Annotated in this window: 21 protein-coding genes; 7 read left to right on the forward strand and 14 right to left on the reverse strand. The window is 67.0% G+C overall.

Going from position 1 to position 16,420, the window contains the following annotated elements; all coding sequences use genetic code 11:
• Positions 1 to 7: 7 nt before the first annotated feature.
• The gene (gene aat / locus ACFOM8_RS01385) at positions 8 to 637 is read left to right on the forward strand and encodes a leucyl/phenylalanyl-tRNA--protein transferase (RefSeq protein ID WP_377758599.1); all 630 of its coding nucleotides are present in this window, start codon (positions 8 to 10) and stop codon (positions 635 to 637) included.
• On the opposite strand, the gene ACFOM8_RS01390 is transcribed toward aat, so the two are convergent.
• The 5 genes from ACFOM8_RS01390 to ACFOM8_RS01410 form a co-directional block, all read right to left on the reverse strand.
• A complete protein-coding gene (locus ACFOM8_RS01390; protein WP_377758601.1) occupies positions 604 to 954 on the reverse strand; it encodes a DUF2155 domain-containing protein in 351 nt (116 codons plus the stop codon). The two genes, aat and ACFOM8_RS01390, sit on opposite strands and share 34 nt — an antisense overlap.
• The gene (mlaD, locus tag ACFOM8_RS01395) at positions 951 to 1,415 is read right to left on the reverse strand and encodes an outer membrane lipid asymmetry maintenance protein MlaD (RefSeq protein WP_377758602.1); all 465 of its coding nucleotides are present in this window, start codon (positions 1,413 to 1,415) and stop codon (positions 951 to 953) included. The genes ACFOM8_RS01390 and mlaD overlap by 4 nt, the downstream gene beginning before the upstream one ends.
• Complete coding sequence (locus tag ACFOM8_RS01400; protein ID WP_377758604.1) at positions 1,416 to 1,790, reverse strand: NADH:ubiquinone oxidoreductase subunit NDUFA12; 375 nt, start codon at positions 1,788 to 1,790, stop codon at positions 1,416 to 1,418.
• Positions 1,791 to 1,904: 114 nt separating this feature from the next.
• On the reverse strand, positions 1,905 to 3,170 hold the full coding sequence (clpX, locus tag ACFOM8_RS01405; RefSeq protein ID WP_377758606.1) for an ATP-dependent Clp protease ATP-binding subunit ClpX: 1,266 nt from the start codon (positions 3,168 to 3,170) through the stop codon (positions 1,905 to 1,907).
• A gap of 152 nt (positions 3,171 to 3,322) precedes the next feature.
• Entirely contained in the window at positions 3,323 to 3,955 is a 633-nt protein-coding gene (locus tag ACFOM8_RS01410; protein WP_377758608.1) for an ATP-dependent Clp protease proteolytic subunit, read from the reverse strand.
• 153 nt (positions 3,956 to 4,108) lie between these two features.
• Between ACFOM8_RS01410 and pth the strand changes: the two genes are divergently transcribed.
• The 3 genes from pth to ACFOM8_RS01425 are packed head-to-tail and all read left to right on the forward strand — an operon-like array spanning position 4,109 to position 5,831.
• Positions 4,109 to 4,807, forward strand: a complete 699-nt coding sequence (gene pth / locus ACFOM8_RS01415) for an aminoacyl-tRNA hydrolase (RefSeq protein WP_377758610.1) — start codon at positions 4,109 to 4,111, stop codon at positions 4,805 to 4,807.
• Positions 4,808 to 4,867: 60 nt separating this feature from the next.
• Positions 4,868 to 5,242, forward strand: a complete 375-nt coding sequence (locus tag ACFOM8_RS01420) for a DUF2237 family protein (protein WP_377758611.1) — start codon at positions 4,868 to 4,870, stop codon at positions 5,240 to 5,242.
• Positions 5,229 to 5,831, forward strand: a complete 603-nt coding sequence (locus ACFOM8_RS01425; RefSeq protein ID WP_377758613.1) for a DUF4893 domain-containing protein — start codon at positions 5,229 to 5,231, stop codon at positions 5,829 to 5,831. The genes ACFOM8_RS01420 and ACFOM8_RS01425 overlap by 14 nt, the downstream gene beginning before the upstream one ends.
• Before the next feature lie 6 nt (positions 5,832 to 5,837).
• Here the strand turns inward: ACFOM8_RS01425 and trpB are convergent, their stop codons facing one another.
• The 5 genes from trpB to rpsA all read right to left on the reverse strand — a co-directional run bounded on the left by trpB (position 5,838) and on the right by rpsA (position 10,750).
• Positions 5,838 to 7,064, reverse strand: a complete 1,227-nt coding sequence (gene trpB, locus ACFOM8_RS01430) for a tryptophan synthase subunit beta (RefSeq protein WP_377758615.1) — start codon at positions 7,062 to 7,064, stop codon at positions 5,838 to 5,840.
• Between the two features lie 392 nt (positions 7,065 to 7,456).
• Positions 7,457 to 8,089: a phosphoribosylanthranilate isomerase gene (locus ACFOM8_RS01435; protein ID WP_377758617.1), complete on the reverse strand. Its 633-nt coding sequence runs from the start codon at positions 8,087 to 8,089 to the stop codon at positions 7,457 to 7,459.
• Between the two features lie 3 nt (positions 8,090 to 8,092).
• Complete coding sequence (locus tag ACFOM8_RS01440) at positions 8,093 to 8,512, reverse strand: LapA family protein (RefSeq protein WP_377758618.1); 420 nt, start codon at positions 8,510 to 8,512, stop codon at positions 8,093 to 8,095.
• Between the two features lie 60 nt (positions 8,513 to 8,572).
• Positions 8,573 to 8,857 (reverse strand): integration host factor subunit beta, encoded by a 285-nt coding sequence (gene ihfB / locus ACFOM8_RS01445; protein ID WP_207102018.1) that lies wholly within the window; start codon positions 8,855 to 8,857, stop codon positions 8,573 to 8,575.
• A gap of 213 nt (positions 8,858 to 9,070) precedes the next feature.
• Positions 9,071 to 10,750: a 30S ribosomal protein S1 gene (rpsA, locus tag ACFOM8_RS01450; protein WP_377758620.1), complete on the reverse strand. Its 1,680-nt coding sequence runs from the start codon at positions 10,748 to 10,750 to the stop codon at positions 9,071 to 9,073.
• A 329-nt stretch (positions 10,751 to 11,079) separates the two neighbouring features.
• Here rpsA and modA point away from each other — a divergent pair, with 329 nt between their 5' ends.
• From modA to modC, 3 genes are read left to right on the forward strand one after another with little or no spacing between them, the layout of a single operon-like run.
• Positions 11,080 to 11,817, forward strand: a complete 738-nt coding sequence (modA, locus tag ACFOM8_RS01455; protein WP_377758622.1) for a molybdate ABC transporter substrate-binding protein — start codon at positions 11,080 to 11,082, stop codon at positions 11,815 to 11,817.
• Between the two features lies 1 nt (position 11,818).
• Positions 11,819 to 12,514, forward strand: a complete 696-nt coding sequence (gene modB, locus ACFOM8_RS01460; RefSeq protein WP_377758624.1) for a molybdate ABC transporter permease subunit — start codon at positions 11,819 to 11,821, stop codon at positions 12,512 to 12,514.
• Positions 12,511 to 13,599, forward strand: coding sequence for a molybdenum ABC transporter ATP-binding protein (gene modC, locus ACFOM8_RS01465; RefSeq protein ID WP_377758626.1), 1,089 nt, complete (start codon positions 12,511 to 12,513; stop codon positions 13,597 to 13,599). The genes modB and modC overlap by 4 nt, the downstream gene beginning before the upstream one ends.
• Here modC and ACFOM8_RS01470 read toward each other — a convergent pair.
• The 4 genes from ACFOM8_RS01470 to fdhD form a co-directional block, all read right to left on the reverse strand.
• Positions 13,539 to 14,387 (reverse strand): metallophosphoesterase family protein, encoded by an 849-nt coding sequence (locus ACFOM8_RS01470; RefSeq protein WP_377758628.1) that lies wholly within the window; start codon positions 14,385 to 14,387, stop codon positions 13,539 to 13,541. The genes modC and ACFOM8_RS01470 overlap by 61 nt on opposite strands.
• Positions 14,384 to 15,340, reverse strand: coding sequence for a diacylglycerol/lipid kinase family protein (locus ACFOM8_RS01475; protein ID WP_377758630.1), 957 nt, complete (start codon positions 15,338 to 15,340; stop codon positions 14,384 to 14,386). The genes ACFOM8_RS01470 and ACFOM8_RS01475 overlap by 4 nt, the downstream gene beginning before the upstream one ends.
• A gap of 65 nt (positions 15,341 to 15,405) precedes the next feature.
• On the reverse strand, positions 15,406 to 15,606 hold the full coding sequence (locus tag ACFOM8_RS01480; RefSeq protein ID WP_377758632.1) for a formate dehydrogenase subunit delta: 201 nt from the start codon (positions 15,604 to 15,606) through the stop codon (positions 15,406 to 15,408).
• Positions 15,596 to 16,420 carry a formate dehydrogenase accessory sulfurtransferase FdhD gene (gene fdhD / locus ACFOM8_RS01485; protein WP_377758633.1) on the reverse strand — a complete coding sequence of 275 codons (825 nt, stop codon included), beginning with the start codon at positions 16,418 to 16,420 and terminating at the stop codon, positions 15,596 to 15,598. The genes ACFOM8_RS01480 and fdhD overlap by 11 nt, the downstream gene beginning before the upstream one ends.

Raw genomic sequence — 16,420 nt, forward strand, 5'->3', positions numbered from 1 at the left:
GGATCCCATGCTGACGCCCGCGCAACTGCTGAAAGGCTATGCGCGCGGCGTCTTTCCCATGGCCGAAAGCGCCTATGACCCGCGGCTTTACTGGTACGATCCGCCCTTGCGGGGCATCTTGCCGGTGGGCGGGGTCCATGCCTCCCGGTCCTTGCTGCGCGACCTGCGCAGGGGGGGCTGGTCGGCGCATCTGGACGGCGACTTCGATGCCGTCCTGACCGCCTGCGCGGACCGCGAAACGACCTGGATCAACGCGCCGCTGATGCGGCTTTATCACCAGCTTCATCGGGCAGGCCACGCCCATGCCCTGGAAATCCGGCAAAAGGGCGCCTTCGCGGGCGGCATCTTCGGGGTGACCCTGGGGGCGGCCTTTTTCGGGGAATCGATGGTTTCAGCCCGGACCGGCGGGTCCAAGATGGCCCTGCTCTGGATGTCCAGCCATCTGGCGCGCTGCGGCTTCACGCTGTTCGACACGCAGTTCCTCACCCCGCATCTGGCCCGCATGGGCGGCCTGGAGGTCGCGCGGGAGCGGTATCACCTGCTGCTGGCGGACGCCCTGGGCAGGCGCGCCGATCTGAGGGCGCATCCCCTGCCCTCGGCCGATCAGCTTTGGCAGGAAATCACCCACACGTCATAGCGCGCGTCGTCCAGCGCCGACAGCGCGGGCGAGGACGCGATCATCCAGCCGCTGAAGCGCGTGACGTTCTGCGCCGTGTCGGTGATGGTCAGCTGCGCATAGGCGTCGGAACTGGGATCGCCCGCCGGATATCGGCATTCGCCCAATCGGACCTCCAGCCGCCCATAGCGGACGGCTTGCCCCACCTGGACCGGCAGGTCGGTCGTGCGGCCCGAGATCTTGTCCAGACCGCGCAGCAGCGCGCCGTCGGCCCGCGCGACCTGCTGCGCGCCGACAGGGGTCGCCAATGCCGCAAGCACCAGCGCAAGGCGGATCACGGCTGATCCCCTTCCTGCGCCTGGCTGTCCACGAACTTCATCATCAGCGCCAACAGGCTGACAGCGCCCTGCACATCCTCGATCTCGTCGCCCGGAGCCAGGTTCTCGGGGCTGCCGCCCGGCTGGATCTGGATATACGCCCCGCCCAGAAGCCCGTCCGTCTGGATCAGCGCCGCGCTGTCCGCCGGCAGGGCGATGCCCGCGGGGATCGTCAGCCGCGCATCCGCCATGTAGGTGTCGGGGTTCAGCCTGACATCAGAGACGCGCCCCACCTTGACCCCTGCAAGGCGAACCTCGGTTCCCACGGCGATGCCGTCCACGTCGGGGAAGGACGCCCGGACTTCATACCCGGTCTCGCCCGCAAGACCGTCGCCAAAGCCCCAGGCAAGAAAGCCCGCGGCGGCAACCAGCACCGCGGCACCGGCCAGAAGCTCGGCCCGATGCTCGACCCCGGCTGTCATCTATTCGGGCTGCCAGGCGTCGTAATCGCGCCGAACGGGCTGTTCGGCGCGATACAGCGATCCTTCGGGATAATAGGCGCCCGGCGTTCCCGTCTGGTTTTCCCGGTGCGGCTTTTCCCAGGGCTTGTGCTGCAAGGGCGCCTTTGTCGGCGGCTCGTCCCAGGTGTGATGCAGCCAGCCATGCCATTCCGGGCTGACCCGGCTGGCCTGCGATTCGCCGCTGTAGATCACCCAGCGGCGCGAACCGTCCTTGTTCTGGTAAAAGACATTGCCCTCGGCATCCTCGCCGACCTTGATGCCGTTCCGCCAGGTCCAGAACTGGGTGTTGATCGTCTGGCTGTTCCACCAGGTCAGGGCACGAAGCAGAAAGGACATCGGCAGGAACCTCTTGGTCTTTGGCTGGCAAGGATATGGCGCAAAGCGCGGCGAAGATCCAGCCTGCCCGTACAGCATCGGCGCACTGCGAAAAGGGGCCTTGCGGCCCCTCGATCACCCAGCCGAGGCCGTTTCCTTTTTCGAATCCGCGTGGATCAGCAGCGGCTTGGTCGCGGCGTTGTCCACGGCTTCCTCGTTCACCACCACCTCCTGGACGCTGTCCATGCCGGGCAGTTCGAACATGGTGTCCAGCAGGATGTCCTCCATGATCGACCGCAGGCCGCGGGCGCCGGTCTTGCGCTTGATGGCGCGCTTGGCGATGGCTTGCAGCGCATCATCGGTAAAGGTCAGCTGCACGCCTTCCAGGTCGAACAGGCGCTGATACTGCTTGACCAGGGCGTTCTTCGGCTTGGTCAGGATGATGATCAGGGCTTCCTCGTCCAGATCGGTCAGGGTGGCGATCACCGGCAGACGGCCGACGAACTCGGGGATCAGGCCGAATTTCAGCAGATCCTCGGGCTCCAGCTCCTTGAACAGTTCGCCCACGCCCCGGTCGTCGTTCTCCTTGACCGAGGCGCCGAAGCCCATGGCCGTGCCCTTGTTGCGCTGCGCGATGATCCGGTCCAAGCCCGCAAAGGCGCCGCCGCAGATGAACAGGATGTTGGTCGTGTCCACTTGCAGGAATTCCTGCTGCGGATGCTTGCGCCCGCCCTGCGGCGGGACCGAGGCGACCGTGCCCTCCATGATCTTCAGAAGGGCCTGCTGCACGCCCTCGCCCGAAACGTCGCGGGTGATCGAGGGGTTGTCGGACTTGCGGGTGATCTTGTCGACCTCGTCGATATAGACGATGCCGCGCTGCGCGCGTTCGACGTTGTATTCGGACGCCTGCAACAGCTTGAGGATGATGTTCTCCACATCCTCGCCCACATAGCCCGCCTCGGTCAGGGTGGTGGCGTCCGCCATGGTGAAGGGCACGTCCAGGATCCGCGCCAGGGTCTGGGCCAGCAGGGTCTTGCCGCAGCCGGTCGGACCGATCAGCAAAATGTTCGACTTGGCAAGCTCGATGTCGCCCTTGGCGCCGTGGTTCAGCCGCTTGTAGTGGTTGTGGACGGCGACCGACAGCACGCGCTTGGCGTGTTCCTGGCCGATCACGTAGTCGTCAAGGACCGCGCAGATCTCCTTGGGCGTCGGCACCCCGTCGCCCGATTTCAGCCCCGAGGATTTGGTTTCCTCGCGGATGATGTCCATGCACAGTTCCACGCATTCGTCGCAGATGAACACGGTCGGTCCCGCGATCAGCTTGCGCACCTCATGCTGGCTCTTGCCGCAAAAGCTGCAATAAAGCGTGTTCTTGCTGTCACTGCCGGACTGGTTCGCCATCGTCCACGTTCCTTGATTGCCGCAGGTCTGCCAACCCGCAGGCGGCGCCGGTCGCTCCGTGCCGCACCTGATTTGGTCCGTGGCGACGGGCCGCCACGGGGTATGCCCTTTATGTTAGGGACGACGCGCTTCCGTCACAATCCCCAACAAGCCTATTTCTTCTCGGGTTCCGCCTTGCCGCGCGGCGCGACGACCTCGTCGATGAGGCCCCAGTCCTTTGCCTCGTCGGGCGACATGAAGCGGTCGCGCTCCAGCGCCTCCTCGACTTCCGCCAGGTCGCGGCCGGTGTGCTGGACATAGATTTCGTTCAGCCGGCGCTTCAGCTTTTCCGTTTCGCGGGCGTGGATCAGGATGTCGGTGGCCTGACCCTGGAACCCGCCGGACGGCTGGTGGACCATGACCCGGCTGTTGGGCAGCGAATAGCGCAGCCCCTTTTCCCCTGCCGCCAGCAGCAGCGACCCCATGGACGCCGCCTGCCCGACCACCAGCGTGGACACGCGCGGGCGGATGTACTGCATCGTGTCGTAGATCGACAGGCCCGAGGTCACGACGCCGCCGGGGCTGTTGATGTACATGCTGATGTCCTTGGACGGATTCTCCGCCTCGAGGAACAGCAGTTGCGCGCAGATCAGCGTGGACATGCCGTCATGAACCGGCCCCGAGACGAAGATGATCCGTTCCTTGAGCAGCCGCGAGAAGATGTCATAAGCCCGTTCCCCGCGCGAGGTCTGTTCGACCACCATGGGAACGAGGGTGTTCATGTAGAATTCTGCCGGATCGGTCATCGTCTGTCCTTGCCTTGTGTCCCTGTTCCCGCGATTCGCCAGGGCACTGATCCCATCGTTAGCCGCGAAAGGTTGACAGAGTCTTAGTAACGGGCAAGGTCCGCCGCAAGGCATGGAACGAACATCGCCCGCCATGGGCCACAGGAGACACGCGTGAAGTTGATCGTTGGACTGGGCAATCCCGGCGCGAAATACGCGGCCAACCGCCACAACATCGGCTTCATGGCCGTGGACCGGATCGCCGCCGATCACGGTTTCTCGCCGTGGAAGGCGCGCTTTCAGGGGCTTGCCGCCGAAGGGCGGCTTGGGGCCGAACGCATGACGCTGCTGAAGCCCCAAACCTTTATGAACCTCTCGGGCCAATCGGTGGGCGAGGCGATGCGCTATCTGAAGCTGACCCCCGCCGAGGTGATCGTGCTGCATGACGAACTGGACCTTGCCCCCGGCAAGTGCCGCGTCAAGCAGGGCGGCGGCCATGCGGGCCATAACGGGCTGCGGTCGATCCACCAGCATATCGGCCCGGATTACGCCCGCGTCCGGCTGGGCATCGGCCATCCGGGCCACAAGGACAGGGTGGCGGGCTATGTCCTGTCGGACTTCGCCAAGGCGGACGGAGAGTGGCTGGACGACCTGCTGCGCGGCGTCTCGGACGGGGCCGAGGCCCTGGCTGCCGGCGATGGGCCGCGCTTCCAGAACGCCGTGGCGGCGCGGATGCAGCCCGCCCGGAACAGCGGCGCCCGGCCCGCGGCGCAAAAAACCGCGCCGGCGCCGACGGCCCCTCCGGCGCAGGCCGAGCCTGCCGGCCTGGCCGACAAGCTGCGGCAGCTGACGGACCGCTTCCGTCAGCCGTGATCGCCCGGGGCTTGGCGCGCGCGCCGCATGGCTGTAGCCTGCAAAGGGGGAGGAAGCGCCATGGACCCATCGCTGAACGTCCTGGGAAGCCGGCTCGAGCCGTGCTCGATGAAGCCGCTGACCGGGTTTTACCGCAACGGCTGCTGCGACACAGGACAGGGCGACGCGGGCAGCCATACCGTTTGCGTCGTGGTGGACGCGGAGTTCCTGGCGTTGTCGAAATATTTGGGCAACGACCTGACCACGCCGCGCCCCGAGTTCCGCTTTGACGGGCTGAAGCCCGGAGACCGCTGGTGCCTTTGCGCGGCGCGGTTCCTGCAAGCCGCGCAGGAGTTCGCGGCCCCCAAGGTGGTGCTGGAATCGACCCATGCCCGCGCCCTGGACATCATTCCGCTGGAACTGCTCAGGGCCCATGCGGTCGATGCGCAGGGTTGACCTTGCCGCCGCCGTCTTCGCCTGCCTTGCGCCCGCGGCGGGCCTGTCCCAGCCGTTGACCGGCGGCCTGCCGATCCATGCCGACGATGCGCAGAGGCTGGCCGGATACCAGGCGGCGGCGGGCGAGGCGCTGCTGGACGCCTTTTCCGGCGGCGATCCGGCAGATCTGGCGATTCTGGCCGATGTCCTGCGGGGCGATCCGCTGCCGCCCGGCGAGGCCCGCGCGGTCATGCCCGGCGAATGGTCCTGCCGGGTGATCAAGATGGGAAGGCTGCTGCCGATCACCGTCTACCAGCCCTTCCGGTGCCGGATCGGCAGCGACGGCGATCTGGAGAAGCTGACGGGATCGCAGCGGACCAAGGGGCGGATCCACGAGGACGGCGACCGGCTGGTCTATCTGGGCACCGGGTTCATCGCCGGCGACACGCCGCCGCCTTATGCCGAACTGCCGCCCTTTTCCGACGGCGCCAGCCCGCAGCGGGTGCCCGAGGTCGGCCTTGTCGAGATCATCGGCGAAAACAGGGGCCGGGTGATGTTTCCCGCCCCCCATCTGGAATCGCGCTTCAACATACTGGTTCTAAGCCGCTGAATCCGATCAGGTCTTGATGTCGAAGCCCAGGTGCTTGGCGACCGTGAAGATGTCCTTGTCGCCGCGCCCGCACATGTTCATCACGATCAGGTGGTCTCGCGGCAGGCCGGGGGCGATCTTCATCACATGGGCCAGGGCATGGCTGGGCTCCAGCGCGGGGATGATGCCCTCCTGTTCGCAGCAAAGCTGAAAGGCAGCCAGGGCCTCGTCGTCTGTGATGCTGACATATTCGGCGCGGCCGGTGTCCTTCAGCCAGGCATGTTCCGGGCCGATGCCGGGATAGTCCAGGCCCGCGCTGATCGAGTGGCCTTCGAGGATCTGGCCTTCGTCGTCTTGCAGCAGATAGGTGCGGTTGCCGTGCAGCACCCCCGCGCGCCCGCCCGACAGGCTGGCGCAATGCTGCATCCGGTCGTCGACGCCCTTGCCGCCGGCCTCGACCCCGATGATGCGGACCTCGGGGTCGTCCAGGAAGGGATGGAACAGGCCCATGGCGTTCGAGCCGCCGCCAATGGCCGCGACGATGGTGTCGGGCAGGCGGCCCTCGCGGGGCAGGATCTGTTCCTTGACCTCTTTCCCGATGATCGACTGAAAATCGCGCACCATGGCGGGATAGGGATGGGGGCCGGCAACCGTGCCGATGCAATAGAAGGTGTCGCGCACGTTCGTGACCCAATCGCGCAGCGCGTCGTTCATCGCGTCCTTCAGCGTGCCGCGGCCGCTGGTGACGGGCACGACCTCGGCCCCCAGCAGGCGCATGCGGAAGACGTTGGGCGCCTGGCGTTCCACGTCATGGGCGCCCATGTAGACGATGCATTTCAGCCCGAAGCGCGCGCAAACGGTCGCCGTCGCCACGCCGTGCTGGCCCGCGCCGGTTTCGGCGATGATGCGGGTCTTGCCCATGCGGCGCGCCAGCAGGATCTGGCCCAGCACGTTGTTGACCTTGTGCGCGCCGGTGTGGTTCAGCTCGTCACGCTTCATGTAGATCTTGGCGCCGCCAAGATGCTGGGTCAGGCGTTCCGCGAAATACAGGGGCGAGGGCCGGCCGATGTAATGCGTCCACAGGTCGTTCATTTCCGCCCAGAAGGCCGCGTCGGTCTTGGCGCGTTCGTATTCGGCCTCCAGATCCAGGACCAGCGGCATCAGCGTTTCGCTGACGAAGCGGCCGCCATAGATGCCGAAGCGGCCCTGTTCGTCGGGGCCGGTCTTGTAGCTGTTCACCAGATCATCGGCCATGGGATCGCCTTCACGGTTGGAATGGGTATTTGGACAAAGAAGAAGCGTCAGGGCGTCTTTGTATAACCGATATGGCCGGGGGTGAAGCCCGGCCGGTCATGGAAGCGGTGGGGCATCGGCCCGCGCCCGGATGATGCGCACCGCCGCCATCCGGGCGCGGAGAGCGGCAGCGGCGGAAGGCCCGGAGCAAAGACGATCCGACAGCGGGAAACGACACCGCCCTTCGGCAGCCCGACGATCGGCCGATCGCCGCCCGGGGGCCCGCACGGCATCTAGGGCGGCAAGATTGAGATGCATGTCCGCCCTTTCGCGGCCCGGCATGTCGCGGACCGGCAGGGACAAGGCCGGGAAAGCAGCGTCCCGCCCGGCAGGAAGGAGCCGCACGGCCATGGTCATGCGGCCGCCGCGACAAAGGCGCGGATCAGGGCCTCGTCCTTCACACCCGGTTCGATCTCGACGCCCGAGGAGACATCGACGGCGGGCGCGCCGGTCAGGCGGATCGCCTCGGCCACGTTCTGGGCGGTCAGCCCGCCCGCCAGCATCCAGGGGCGCAGCCACTTGCGCCCGACCAGCAGGCGCCAATCAAAGGACAGACCGTTGCCGCCCGGAAGCTCGGCCCCCCTGGACGGCTTGGCATCGACCAGCAGCATGTCGGCCACCAGCCCATAATCGGTCAGCGCGGGCAGGTCGGCCGGATCCGACAGCCCCACGGATTTCATCACCGGCAGGCCGGTCAGCGTCTTGACCGCGGCAACCCGGTCCGGGCTTTCCGATCCGTGAAGCTGAACGATGTCCAAGGGCACCCGGGCCAGCGTCTCGTCCAGAAGGGCGTCGTCGGGATCGACGAACAGCCCCACCCGCGCCACGCCGACCGGGACATGGGCCGCCAGATCGGCGGCCTCGCCGATGGACACGGCGCGAGGGGATTTGGGAAAGAACACAAGCCCCACATAGCGCGCTCCGGCCTCGGCCGCCGCGGCGATGTGGTCGGGACGGCGCAGTCCGCAGATCTTGACCTGAGCCATCCGTCAGCGGGCGGCAGGCAGCGTGGTGCCCGGCGCAGGTTCGGCCGAGGCTGCGGGAAGGACCGGCGCCGTGGTCTTGGGGCGGTCGAGGATCGCCAGAACCTCGTCCTTGGGCGCGGCATGGCGTTGGCGCAGATGACCGACCTCGTCCTCCAGCCGGGCGGCGCGGTGGGCCTGGGCGCGCAACTGGCGGCGTTCCTGGGCTTCGCGCAGCCATTCCCACACCAGGCCGGCCAGCATCCCGAACGCGAAGGCCAGAAAGACGACAAGAAACAGCGGCAGGTCCACCGACCAGCGCCCGCCAAGATACTGCCCGAAATTCGCCGGAAAGGCGGACAGCGTCACGACGTCGCGATTGGCCAAGGCAACCGCGATCAGGATGATTGCCAGCAGCACGATGAAGATCAGGCGAAGAAAGCGCATCGGTGGTCCTTGCTTGCGGCCAGCGGTCGCGGCCGTGATTCATGCAGGGGTTTAGCCCTGTCAGGCCTCTCCGTTCAACCGATCGCGCAGCAGTTTTCCGGTCTTGAAGAAGGGCACGTATTTCTGGTCCACATCGACCGATTCCCCCGTCCGGGGGTTGCGGCCGGTGCGCGCGTCGCGCTTTTTGACGGAAAAGGCCCCGAAGCCCCGCAATTCGACCCGGTCGCCGCGAGCCATGGCGTCGATGATCTCCTCGAAAACCGTGTTCACGATCCTTTCGACATCCCGCCGGAACAGATGCGGATTTTCGTCAGCGATAAGCTGGATCAGTTCGGAACGGATCATCATCCCCCCAGATGGCGTAACGGCTGCATGAGGTCGTTCGCACAGCTTGCGACAAAAAGGCAACGCAGGAAAAGGTCTCAAGTTTCCATAGCGATGCCAGTTTTGCCATCGCCGCGCAAGAGACCTGTCGGAACGCTGCCCGATTGCCGGGCAGGAAAAAAGCCCGCCCCCACAACCGCAGGGACGGGCGATGTCGGACGTCTGAAACCGCGATCAGGCGTTGCGGTTCAGCGCGGCGCCCAGGATGTCACCCAGCGAGGCGCCCGAGTCGGACGAGCCGTACTGGTCGATGGCCTCTTTCTCCTCGGCGATCTCGCGGGCCTTGATCGACAGGCCCAGGCGGCGGGTCTTGGTGTCGATGTTGGTCACGCGGGCATCGACCTTGTCGCCGACGCCGAAACGCTCGGGGCGCTGGTCCTGGCGGTCGCGGGCCAGATCCGAACGGCGGATGAACGACTTGACGCCGTTGTATTCCACCTCGATGCCGCCGTCCTCGATGGCGGTGACCTCGACCGTCACGACCGAGCCGCGCTTCACGCCGTCAACGGCTTCGGCCATGTGCTCGTTTTCCAGGGCCTTGATCGACAGGCTGATGCGCTCCTTCTCGACATCCACGTCCTGAACGACGGCTTTCACCACGTCGCCCTTGCGGAAGTCCTGGATCGCGTCCTCGCCCCGGGTATCCCACGAGATGTCGGACAGGTGGACCATGCCGTCGATGTCGCCTTCCAGGCCCACGAACAGACCGAATTCGGTGATGTTCTTGACCTCGCCCTCGATGACGGTGCCCGAGGGATGCGTTTCCGCGAAGACTTCCCAGGGGTTGCGCTGCGTCTGCTTCAGGCCCAGCGACACGCGGCGCTTCGCCTCGTCGATCTCCAGCACCATCACGTCGACCTCTTGCGAGGTGGACACGATCTTGCCCGGATGGACGTTCTTCTTGGTCCAGGACATTTCGGACACGTGAACCAGACCCTCGACACCGGCTTCCAGTTCGACGAAGGCGCCGTAGTCGGTGATGTTGGTCACGCGGCCCTGGTGGACCGAGCCGATCGGGAACTTGTCGCCCACGGTATCCCACGGGTCGGCCTGAAGCTGCTTCATGCCCAGGCTGATGCGGTGGCTGTCCTTGTTGATCTTGATCACCTGGACCTTGACGGTCTCGCCGATGTTCAGGATCTCGGACGGGTGGTTGACGCGGCGCCAAGCCATGTCGGTGACGTGCAGCAGGCCGTCAACGCCGCCCAGATCGACAAAGGCGCCGTATTCGGTGATGTTCTTGACGACGCCGTTCACGGTCTGGCCTTCGGTCAGGTTGGCGATGACCTCGGCGCGCTGTTCGGCGCGGCTTTCCTCCAGGATGGCGCGGCGCGACACGACGATGTTGCCGCGGCGGCGGTCCATCTTCAGGATCTGGAACGGCTGCTTCAGGCCCATCAGCGGACCGGCGTCGCGCACGGGGCGCACATCGACCTGGCTGCCCGGCAGGAAGGCCACGGCGCCGCCCAGATCGACGGTGAAGCCGCCCTTGACGCGGCCGAAGATGGCGCCTTCGACGCGCTCTTCATCGGCATAGGCTTTTTCCAGGCGGTCCCAGGCTTCTTCGCGGCGGGCTTTCTCGCGGCTGATCGAGGCTTCGCCGCGGGCGTTTTCCACGCGGTCCAGATAAACCTCGACCTCGTCGCCCACCTTGATGTTGGGTTCTTCGCCGGGGTTCGCGAATTCCTTCAGATCGACGCGGCCTTCCATCTTGTAGCCCACGTCGATGATGGCCTGGCCCGCCTCGATGGCGATGACGCGGCCCTTGACGACCGAACCTTCGTCCGGGGTGTCGATGTCGAAGCTTTCGTTCAGGAGGGCTTCGAATTCCTCCATGGTCGCTTTAGCGCACATATATGATCGGTTTCCTTTACGACGATTTCACTGGCCATGCGGTTGGCTCCGCCGGTCTTTATGACGCCTTCCGGGAACGACAAAGGGTCGCGGCACAAAGCCCGACCCGTTCAGATGCGGTCTGTTCTGACCATGTCGCCCAAAGACTGCCGGTCATATAGTCGCGCGAGGCGTTCAAGACAACCGAAAAGGCGGTGGGCGAAAAGGCGGTGGGCGAAAAGGCGGCGGGCGAAAAGGTGGCGGCAGGGTTATGTTCGGCGGGAAATATCGCTTGCGCCGCAGGCGGGCGGGGCGATAGGTTCGCCGGAACATAACGAACGAGGCCCGGAATGATCCGCCCCGCCCTTCTGCTTGCCCTGACCGCCACGCCGGCCATGGCCGATGACGTGACGGTCTTCGCCGCCGCCTCGCTCAAGAACGCCCTGGACGAGGTCGCGGCAGGCTTTTCCCGGGACACCGGCCACACCGTGACGATCTCCTATGCGGGGTCGAACGCGCTGGCCAAGCAGATCATCGAGGGTGCGCCCGCAGACCTGTTCGTCTCGGCCAGCGGCGAATGGATGGACGAGGTGGAAAAAGCCGGGCTCGTCGAAAGCCGCGCCGACCTGCTGGGCAATCGGCTGGTGCTGATCGCGCATGGCGACGCGGAGCCCGTGTCGATTTCGGCGGACACCGATCTGGCGGCGGTGCTGGACGGCGGCAAGCTGGCGATGGCGCTGGTCGATTCCGTGCCCGCTGGGCAATACGGCAAGGCGGCCCTGGAAAGCCTGGGCCTGTGGGACGACGTTCAGGCCGATGTGGCGCAATCGGACAACGTGCGCGCGGCCCTGGCCCTGGTCGCCACCGGAGAGGCGCCCTACGGCATCGTCTACGCCACCGACGCGGCGGCCGAGGACGACGTGACGGTGGCGGGCGACTTTCCCCCCGACAGCCATCCCCCGATCACCTATCCCGCGGCCCTGCTGGCAGGAGCCGCCGACGATGCCGACCGGGCCTTTCACGACGCCTTGTCGTCGGACGCCGCCGATGCGATCTTCGAACGGCATGGCTTCATGGTGATGGACTGACTTGACCGACTGGCTGACCCCCGAGGCATGGCAGGCCGTCCGCCTGTCGCTGAAGGTCTCGCTGTGGGCCGTGGCCGCCAGCCTGCCCTTGGGCGTCTTCGTGGCTTACGCCTTGGCGCGGTGGCGCTTTCCGGGGCACGGGCTGCTGAACGGGCTGGTGCATCTGCCGCTGGTGCTGCCGCCGGTCGTCACCGGCTATCTGCTGCTGCTGACCTTCGGGCGGCGGGGAACCGTCGGGCAATGGCTGGACCAGATCGGCATCGTTCTGGCCTTCCGCTGGACGGGCGCGGCGCTGGCCGCCGCCGTGATGGCCTTTCCGCTGATGGTCCGCGCCATCCGCCTGGCCATCGAGGCTGTGGACCCCAAGCTGGAACAGGCGGCCTCGACCCTGGGCGCCCCGCGTTCCTGGGTCTTTCTGACGGTGACCCTGCCGCTGATCCTGCCCGGCATCCTGGCGGGGGCGATCCTGGCCTTCGCCAAGGCGATCGGCGAATTCGGCGCCACCATCACCTTTGTGTCGAACATCCCCGGCCAGACGCAGACCCTGCCCTCGGCCATCTATGCCTTTCTGCAAGTGCCGGGAGGAGAATCCGCCGCAGCCCGGCTGGTTGTCGTCGCCATCGCCATCGCCATGGCCGCGCTGTTCCTGTCGGAAGCATTGTCGCGCCTGATCGCCCGCCGCATCCGGGGGGCGTGATGCTGTCGGTCGCGCTGCGCCATGTCTTTCCCGGCTTCACGCTGGACGCCGGTTTCCAGGCGCCTGCCGGGCTGACGGCGTTGTTCGGGCGATCAGGCTCGGGCAAGACCACGATTGTCAACGCCGTCGCCGGCCTGCTGCGCCCGCAATCGGGACGCGTCGCGGTGGGCGACGCGGTGCTGACCGACAGCGCGCGGGGCATCTTCCTGCCGCCGCACCGGCGCGGCATCGGCTATGTCTTCCAGGAAGCGCGGCTGTTTCCCCATCTGACCGTCCGGCAGAACCTGCTTTACGGCCACTGGTTCACGGGACGCGGGCGGAAGGCGGATCTGTCCCATGTGGTCGAGATGCTGGGCGTCGGTCCCCTGCTGCACCGCCGCCCCGCCGCCTTGTCGGGCGGCGAACGCCAGCGGGTCGCGCTTGGCCGGGCGATCCTGTCCCATCCCCGCCTGCTGCTGATGGACGAACCCCTGGCCGCCCTGGACCAGCCCCGGAAAGAGGAAATCCTGCCCTATCTGGAACGCCTTCGCGATCAGGCGGGGCTGCCGATCCTTTACGTCAGCCATTCCCCGGCCGAAATCGCGCGGCTGGCGACAACGGTGGTTCTGGTGGACAAGGGGCGGGTCACGGCGGCGGGGCCTTTCGCAGACATGCTGTCCGATCCGGCCATTGCGCCGCTGTTCGGCATTGCCGAGGCAGGCTCCGTCCTGACCGCCCGGATCGAGGCGCAGGAACCCGACGGCCTGACGCGGCTGTCCACGCCGTCCGGCCCGCTGTTCCTGCCGCGGATCGCGGCGCCCATCGGCACCGGGCTGAGGCTGCGAATTCTGGCGCAGGACGTGATGATCGCGGTTGCGCCGCCGCGCGGAATTTCGGCGCTGAACGTGATCCCGGCGCGGGTGCACGACATGACGGCGGTGCCGGGCGGCGTCCTTGTGCGGCTGAACGCGGGCGAGCAGATGATCCTGTCGCGGGTCACCGCGCGGTCGGCCGACCTGCTGCGCCTGTCGCCCGGCCTGCCCGTTCACGCGGTGCTGAAGGCGGTCTCGGTCGCACCCGGCACGATCGGCTTCTCGGCTGGCTGATGGGCCACCCAGATCCCGCTTTCCCGCGAGAAATGCTCGTATTCGGGGGGGCGGAAGGACGGTTCGTCCATGGGCGCGATGTGGCGCTCGATGGCAAGCCACGGGCCGTCGATCTGCAACACGGCGAATTCGTTCTGCCGGTCGGACGGACGGCCGCACAGCGCCGTGCCCGCCTGGATTTGCAGCACGCCCGGATGCGCCGTCTGGTCCAGCATCGCCCCCGTCGCCCAGACATGCAGATGCCCCGACAGGACGATCTGCGCGCCCGCGCGCTCCAGCCGCGCCAGGGCCTCGGGGGCGCGGCGGGTCAGTTCCTTGTCCACCTCGGCCAGATGCTCCAGCGGATGATGCAGGGCCACGATGTTCATCGCCTGGGGATCGAGCCCGCCGATCAGGCGCCCGATCTCTCCTTCGCGGACGACCCCGCGCTGCACGGCGAAGGGATCGACGCTGTTCATGCCCAGCACCCTGACCGCGCCCGCCTGACGCGTGGGCGTCAGATCCGGGCCAAGCGCGCGGCGAAAGCCCGCATAGGGCGCGAGATAGCGGACAGGCAGATTGTACAGCGGCACGTCATGGTTGCCCGGAACCACCATCAGCGGGGCCTGGATCCGCGACAGAAAGGCCGCCGCCAGGGCATACTGGTCCGACCGCCCGCGATGGGTCACGTCGCCGGTCACGACCACCAGGTCGGCGCGGGCGCGGTTCACGCGTTCCAGCAGGGCGTCGGCCAGCGCCGCGCGGTGGAACCCGAAATGCAGATCCGACAGGTGGACGATCCGCGTCACGCCCCGCCGTCCTCGGTCTTGCTGCTGCCGTCTGCGGGAACCAGAACCTTGAGGGCGCCGTGCCGCACCCTGAGATGGAATGGGCTGGCCATGCGGGTCTTTTCGCCGTCATGGGCGATCAGCTGCTGGCGCTTGCCGGTCTCGATGGTCAGGCTGTCGGTGATGATCAGGTCGAAGTCGCTGTCCTTCGCGCTGAGCCCGAAGGCCAGCCGAAAGGCCGAGCGCAGCAGCGGCAGGGGGCGGCGGGCCTTGGCGATCAGCACGGCGAAATTGCCGGCCCGGATCGCGTCCGCGCCGTCCAGCCCGAAGGCGTCCAGCTGATAGGCGCTGCGGGCGACAAAGACCAGGGCGGTGGTGAAACGACGCGACCGCCCATCGACCTTGGCCGTCAGGCGCATCGGATGGCGCAGCCGCCGCATCGCCACAAGCACCGACCAATAGGCCGCAAGGCGCGACCGGCCCCAGCGTTTGTAGATCCCCTCGCGCGTCTTCAGGATGTGGGGATAAGCGCCCAAGCTGATATTGTTCAGGAAAACCAGGTTCTCGATCTGGCCGACATCCACGCGCCTGATCCGCGCGTCCAGCAGCGTTTCCAGCGCATCCTCGACCGTCTCGCCCACGCCCATGTCGCGCGCGAAATAGTTGAAGGTGCCCCCCGGCAGCACGCCCATCACCGTTTCGGTTCCGGCCAGGGCACCCGCGACCGCCGATTGCGTTCCGTCGCCCCCATAGGCCACGACGATGTCGAAGCCGTCCTCGACGGCCTGGCGGGCCAGGCCGGACAGTTGCTCGCCCCGGTCGGTTTCCCGCAGGGCGAACTCGGCGACCCGGCCTTCCAGCGCGTCGCGGATGGCCTGGGCCTGCTGCCTGCCGTTCTTCTTGCCCGACCCGAGATTGCCGATCACGCACAATCGGCAGGCGGACAGGTCCACCTTATCGGCTATATCGCGCATCCGTCCCCCGATGTGATGTCCATCACCAACACGCAGGCAGCCGCGACGGTTTCACGGGCGGGGGATCAAAGCTGCCGCACGGCCTCGCGGACCGACGGGCGCAGCCCCGCGCCTCCGGTCTCGACATAGGATTTCAACTGACCCCGCATCCGGGGTTCCCAGTAATCCTTCAGATGCGCGGCGATCTTGTCGGGCGCATGGCCCGGCTGCGTGTCGAAAAACGTGGCGATCTGGTTGGCCATGGTGACCATCTTTTCAGGCGACATCGGAAACCTCGGCGCGCAGCCGCTGGGGGTGGCAGAACAGGTCGAACCCTTCGCCCCGCGCAAAGGCGGCAAGGGTCAGCCCCGCGCCTTCGGCCAGGCGCAGGGCGTGCAGCGTGGGGGCGGACACGGCGATCAGCACGGCGCAGCCCGCCATCACGCATTTCTGCACCATCTCGGTCGAGACGCGGCTGGTCAGGACGATGGCGCCCCCTGCGGGGTCGATCCCCTGCCGGGCCATGGCGCCGATCAGCTTGTCCAGGGCGTTGTGGCGGCCCACATCCTCTCGCGCGAGGACGACGCCCCGCCCCGGCAGCAGAAAACCCGCCGCATGAACCGCGCGGGTCCGGTCATGCAGGGGCTGCCAGCCGCGCAGGGAGTCCGTGGCGGCCGCGATCTCCTCGACCGTCAGGGTCGGTCCAACGCCCGCAAGGCTTGGCAGGGACCGCACCGCAGCTTCGATGCTGTCGATTCCGCAAAGGCCGCAGCCGACCGGACCGGCCAGAGAGCGGCGGCGGGCGGCAAGCTGGGCGCCGCGATCCTCGGCCAGCCACATCTGCGCCTCGATCCCTTTCGGATGGGCGATCACGTCGCAGGACGCGATCTGGTCCAGGCCGGTGACGATCCCCTCGGTCAGCGAGAAGCCTGTGGCGAAATCCTCCACATCCGCAGGCGTCGCCATCATCACCGCATGGGTGCTGCCGTCATAGACCATGGCGATGGCCGTTTCCTCGGGCAGCGCACGGCTGACCGCGACATTGCTGCCCGGCCGGTGATGGGTCGCGTCCCTGGCCCCGAAGGGCGGCGGCAAGTCCAT

Source organism: Paracoccus angustae (assembly GCF_042648745.1).
Taxonomy (GTDB): Bacteria; Pseudomonadota; Alphaproteobacteria; order Rhodobacterales; family Rhodobacteraceae; genus Paracoccus; species Paracoccus angustae.